Origin of the sequence: Arthrobacter agilis, from assembly GCF_002953615.1 — a bacterium.
Classification (GTDB): Bacteria; Actinomycetota; Actinomycetes; order Actinomycetales; family Micrococcaceae; genus Arthrobacter_D; species Arthrobacter_D agilis_B.
This window is the reverse complement of sequence record NZ_CP024915.1, coordinates 2,400,187-2,405,395: the sequence shown is the minus strand read 5'-3', so window position 1 is coordinate 2,405,395 and position 5,209 is coordinate 2,400,187. Positions and strand designations below refer to the sequence as shown.

The 5,209-nt window shown below is 70.7% G+C and carries 5 protein-coding genes and 1 pseudogene; 5 read left to right on the top strand and 1 reads right to left on the bottom strand.

Going from position 1 to position 5,209, the window contains the following annotated elements; all coding sequences use genetic code 11:
* A pseudogene (locus CVO76_RS11725) lies at positions 1-184 on the bottom strand (adenylosuccinate lyase); the annotation flags it as partial.
* 173 nt (positions 185-357) lie between these two features.
* Here CVO76_RS11725 and CVO76_RS11720 point away from each other — a divergent pair.
* From CVO76_RS11720 to CVO76_RS11700, 5 genes are all read left to right on the top strand, one after another.
* Complete coding sequence (locus tag CVO76_RS11720) at positions 358-624, top strand: hypothetical protein (protein WP_208739375.1); 267 nt, start codon at positions 358-360, stop codon at positions 622-624.
* Positions 621-1,889 (top strand): hypothetical protein, encoded by a 1,269-nt coding sequence (locus CVO76_RS11715; protein WP_208739374.1) that lies wholly within the window; start codon positions 621-623, stop codon positions 1,887-1,889. Before CVO76_RS11720 ends, CVO76_RS11715 begins: the two co-directional genes overlap by 4 nt.
* 9 nt (positions 1,890-1,898) lie before the next feature.
* Positions 1,899-3,059 carry a histidinol-phosphate transaminase gene (locus tag CVO76_RS11710; protein WP_208739373.1) on the top strand — a complete coding sequence of 387 codons (1,161 nt, stop codon included), beginning with the start codon at positions 1,899-1,901 and terminating at the stop codon, positions 3,057-3,059.
* Between the two features lie 134 nt (positions 3,060-3,193).
* Entirely contained in the window at positions 3,194-4,414 is a 1,221-nt protein-coding gene (pdhA, locus tag CVO76_RS11705; protein WP_244185926.1) for a pyruvate dehydrogenase (acetyl-transferring) E1 component subunit alpha, read from the top strand.
* On the top strand, positions 4,414-5,209 hold a 796-nt coding region (locus CVO76_RS11700), incomplete at its 3' end, for an alpha-ketoacid dehydrogenase subunit beta (RefSeq protein WP_208739372.1). The genes pdhA and CVO76_RS11700, both read left to right, overlap by 1 nt.

Below are 5,209 nucleotides of genomic sequence, written 5' to 3'. Positions count from 1 at the left end.
GGTGGATCAGCCATTCCACCTCGACGTGGACCCGGTCGCGGTTGAGTGCCGCCTCCGAGAGGAAGTCGATCAGGGGAGCGACCGCCTCGCGGTACCGGCCGTCGAGTGGACCGAGGGTCAGGGACGTCCCCTCCCCTCGGGACAGTGCAGCGAATTCAACCCGGGAGAGCGCGGAGTCAGCCATTGCGCCATTCTTCCACGGAGCGGGCAGCGGTCCTCACGCCGCTGTCCACATACCGGAACGGCGCTCCGATGCCGCCACGGCGCCCTCCTAGCGTTGGGCGTACCGCAGGGGCACGGTGACGGGAGGGGACTCCGATGGACGGTCGGCCGGAGGCGGGCACGCGAGGCGGACCGGTGACGGCCGGCTCGGACATTCCCGCGATGGAGGGCGCCCTGCGACGGCAGGCGGCAGACCTGGGAGAGATCCGTCGGCATGCGCTGGCCGTCAGCCTGCTGTCCTGGGAATCCCCGGCGGGGAGGAATTTCAGGTCCTACCTGTCCGAGCGCTGCCTCGAGCTGTCCCGCACGATCGACCTGCTCGAGTCTGCAGCCGCTGACCTCCGTGAGTGCGGGCGGCTGGTCCGCGACGCAGAGATGCTCCGCCATCAGGCGGGGCAGTGACCGGCGCGCTCCGTCCCGTCGAGGGGAACGACGGCCCGCTGACCGTCCGGGGCGGTGTCGGCGGGATCCGGTTCCAGTGGGAGGAGCTCGAGGAGGCTGCGCGGATCCTGTCGTTGCTCGCCACGGATGCAGGGGACGTGGCCATGGCTCTCGGCTACCTCCGGTGGGATGTCAGCGAGCTCCCCCGGTCGGTCCTGCACCTCCAGCCTCTCGGAAGCCTGGCGGGCCACCACTACGGGAACGCGCTCGCCTCCCTCGACGCGGCGTGGACCGCCGCGATGGACAACGGCCGCGCCCTGGCCTCGACCGAGGAACGGCTCCGGGCGAGCCTGACCGCCTATGCCGTCGCGGACCGAGCTGCCGTCGCGGCCCTCGAAGCCGTCCGGGTCGGGAGTGGGGCAGCGGCACGGGCTGCGGCACGCTCGGCCATCGACGCGGACCTGCTGGAGGTCGGCCCCATCTCGCTGCGCGCCGGGGCGGTCGGCGACACCGTCCCCTTCGACGGGACCGTGGAAGGAATCGTCGACCGGATGGCAGCCGTCGAGGCCGAGGAACCCGGGACGTTCGAGGTGCTCCGCGCCGGCACGGAGGACCGGCCGGTGTACGTCGTCGTCCTGCCGGGAACACAGGTGGGAACGGCCGAAAGTGCCGCCGGCAGCAATCCCTTCGATGAAGGAGGCATCGCGGAAGCCCTGGCAGAGGACAGCCGCTTCACCGAGGCGGCCGTCCTGGAAGCGCTCGACCGGGCGGGCGCGGCGTCGGGCGATGCCCTGATCATCGCGGGCTACAGCCAGGGCGGACTCCACGCCGTGAACCTGGCCGGCCCGGGGGCGGTGGACCGACGCTACGACGTCCAGCTCGTCCTGACGGCGGGCTCTCCCACGGGATGGCATGCATCCGGCGACAGCGAGTACCTCCACCTCGAGCACCGCGCGGATGCCGTGCCCGAGCTCGACATGACGGCGAACGAGGAGGGCCGCCACCGCACCACCGTGACGCTCGGCAATCCGGTGCCGGCCCTGACCCGTCGGGACGACGGTTCCTCCGAACCCTGGGGCCTCGGCCTGGCGCACAAACTGGAGAACTACGCGGCGGGGGCGCGGTTCGTGGATTCGAGCGACGCACCCTCCCTGGTCCCCGCCGCGGCCCTGCTCGCCACCGCCGGCGCCGCAGGGACGGCCGGCCGGACGTCCTTCACGGCGGTCCGGCGTCCCGGACCGGCGAAGCCTCCCAGGTCCCGCGCGGGGCGCGGGCACCCGGTCTAGGCTGTCTCCATGACGTCGATCGATGACCTGCCGGCAACGCCCTCCGATGACCTGTCCGCTGCGGACCGCGCGCCGGCCGCCGTCCATCCCCGGAGCGTCCTCGGACGGCTTCCCCGCTACGCGGCCGGGAAACCCCCCGTCGTCGTCGAGGGGATGGAGAGCTTCAAGCTCTCGTCGAACGAGAACCCGCTGCCGCCCCTGCCCGCCGTGCTCGAGGCGATCGCCTCCGAGACCGCGATCAACCGCTATCCGGATCCGCTGACCACGGCCCTCCGGACCGAGCTGGCCGGCTATCTGGGCGTTCCCGCCACCGACATCGTGACCGGGGCGGGCAGCCTGGGCGCCCTCAACCAGATCCTCGCGACCTTCGCCGGCCAGAACGACTTCGACGCCCCCGACGAGGTGGTGTACGCCTGGCGTTCCTTCGAGGCCTATCCCATCAGCGTGGGGCTCGCCGGAGCAGCCGGCGTCCAGGTGCCGGTCCGGGCGGACGGCACGCACGACCTCGACGCGATGGCTGCCGCCGTCACGGACCGCACCCGCGTCATCCTGCTGTGCACGCCGAACAACCCCACCGGGCCCATCCTGACGCGCCAGGGCGTGGTCGATTTCCTGGGGAAGGTCCCCGCGCACATCGTGGTCGTCATCGACGAGGCGTACCAGGAGTTTGTGCGGCGCCCGGACGCGGTCGACGGGATCGCCCTCTACCGGGACCACCCGAACGTCATCGTGCTCCGGACGTTCTCCAAGGCCCACGGCCTGGCGGGCCTGCGGGTCGGCTACTCCGTCTCGCAGCAGGCGCTCACCGAGCACCTGAGGGTCAGCGCCGTCCCGTTCGCCGTCTCCCAGATCGCCGAGCACGCCGCCGTCACCTCGCTGCGCCACATCGACGAGGTCGAGGCGCGCGTGCAGTCCATCGTGGACGAACGCGACCGCGTGGTCGACGGGCTCCGCGGGCTGGGGTGGAGCATCCCCGAGGCCGAGGGCAATTTCGTGTGGCTGGCGCTCGGCGAGCACGCGCAGGATTTCGCCGCGAAGGCCGGCGAGCAGGCATTGTCGGTGCGTGCCTTCGGCTCGGAGGGAGTGCGGGTGTCCATCGGCGAGGAGGCCGCGAACACGCGGTTCCTGGAACTGTGCAGAGGCTACACGCATCGACCCGCTGCCGGTTGAGGTCGTCTTAAATAGGCCCGAGGGCACGTGCTGACTAGTCTTGGTCAGTATGTCATCGGAAGATATGTTCTCCGATGTATGACTTGCTACATACATTCTCATTGAGGAATGTACAGCGTCGGGTAAGGAGCAGTATGAACGGCAACCGATTGCCGACAGCGGAGTTCGAGGTCGAGGAAGTCGTGCGGGCTGCACATCCCGCGGAGGCGGACAGCCGGCGGGAGCCGGGCATCGACATGCTCCAGGTCCTCGCGGCCGACGGCACCATGGCGGCAGGACTGAGCGCAGAGGTCACCGGCCGTCCGGTCGACTTCTCCCCCTACCTCTCGACATCCGACCCCGACCACCTGCGGTCCCTGTACCGCGACATGTTCCTGATCCGGCGCTTCGACCAGGAGTCGACGGCGCTGCAGCGCCAGGGCCAATTGGCCCTCTGGGTGCCGCTCACGGGCCAGGAAGCCGCACAGATCGGCTCCGGCCGTGCCCTCGAGCCGCAGGACTACGCCTTCCCCACCTACCGGGAGCACGGCGTCGCCCTCACCCGCGGCGTCGAACTCGCCGAGATCCTCCGCCTGTTCCGGGGCGTGACCAACGGCGGCTGGGACCCCCGGGAGCGGAACTTCCACCTCTACACGCTGGTGCTGGCGGCGCAGTCCCTGCACGCCGTCGGCTACGCGATGGGGATGCAGCGCGACCAGCTGGCCGACCCCTCCCTCCCGCCCGCGGCCTCGATCGCCTACTTCGGCGACGGCGCGAGCTCCGAGGGTGACATCCACGAATCCATGGTGTTCGCCGCGTCCTTCGACGCGCCCGTGGTGTTCTTCTGCCAGAACAACCAGTGGGCCATCTCCGTCCCCTCGACGGTCCAGACCCGGGTGCCCCTCGCGCAGCGGGCCGAGGGCTACGGGTTCCCGGGCATCCGGGTCGACGGCAACGACGTCGTCGCCGTCGAAGCGGTCACGCGGTGGGCGCTCGAGCACGCGCGGTCCGGCAAGGGGCCGGTGCTGATCGAGGCGTACACCTACCGCATGAGCGCGCACACCACGGCGGACGACCCCACGAAGTACCGGTTGTCGCACGACGAGCAGGAATGGCAGCCCCGGGACCCCCTGGTCCGCCTCGAGGCCCACCTCCGCTCGACCGGCATGGCCGACGACGCGTTCTTCGAGGACCTCGGCGCCGAGGCCCGCACCATGGCCGCCGGACTGCGCGAGGCGGTGCTGTCCATGACGGCTCCGGATCTCGCCGACCGCTTCGCCGCGGTGTACGCGGAACCGCATCCGCTGATCCAGGAGGAGCTGCGCTTCTTCGAGCAGTACGAAGCCGGATTCGCCGATGAAGGGAAGCACGCCTGATGGCGACGATGACCATCGCGAAGGCGATCAACGAGGGCCTGCGCGCGTCGCTCGCGAACGACCCGAAGACCCTGCTCATGGGCGAGGACATCGGGGAGCTCGGCGGGGTGTACCGCGTCACCGACGGCCTCAAGAAGGACTTCGGAGCCCTGCGCGTCGTCGACTCGCCGCTGGCGGAATCGGGCATCATCGGGACCGCGATCGGGCTGGCGCTGCGCGGCTACCGCCCCATCTGCGAGATCCAGTTCGACGGATTCGTCTTCCCCGGCTTCAACCAGATCACCACGCAGCTCGCGAAGCTCCGCACCCGCAGCGACGGCATGCTCAGCGCGCCCGTGGTCATCCGGATCCCCTACGGCGGGGGCATCGGCAGCGTCGAGCACCACTCCGAGTCGCCCGAGGCGCTCTTCGCCCACACCGCCGGGCTGCGGATCATCACGCCGTCCAACGCACAGGACGCCTACTGGATGATCCAGCAGGCTGTCACCTGCGAGGACCCAGTGATCGTCTTCGAGCCGAAGCGGCGCTACTGGCTCAAGGGCGAGGTGGACACCGCGGCTCCCACCGCGGACCCGTTCTCCGCCCAGGTCCTGCGCCGCGGAACGGACGCGACCGTCGTCGCCTACGGGCCGCTGGTGCCCGTGGCCCTCGCGGCGGCCGCCGCTGCCGAGGAGGACGGCCGGAGCATCGAGGTCATCGACCTCCGCTCCATCTCGCCGATCGACTTCGACACCGTCACGGAGTCGGTGACGCGGACGGGCCGGCTGGTCGTCGCGCACGAGGCCCCCACGTTCG

Excerpts from the sequence above, each read along its gene's own strand:
- CVO76_RS11710 (WP_208739373.1), top strand. The coding sequence starts at position 1,899 with ATGACGTCGATCGATGACCTGCCGGCAACGCCCTCCGATGACCTGTCC.
- pdhA (WP_244185926.1), top strand. The coding sequence starts at position 3,194 with ATGAACGGCAACCGATTGCCGACAGCGGAGTTCGAGGTCGAGGAAGTC.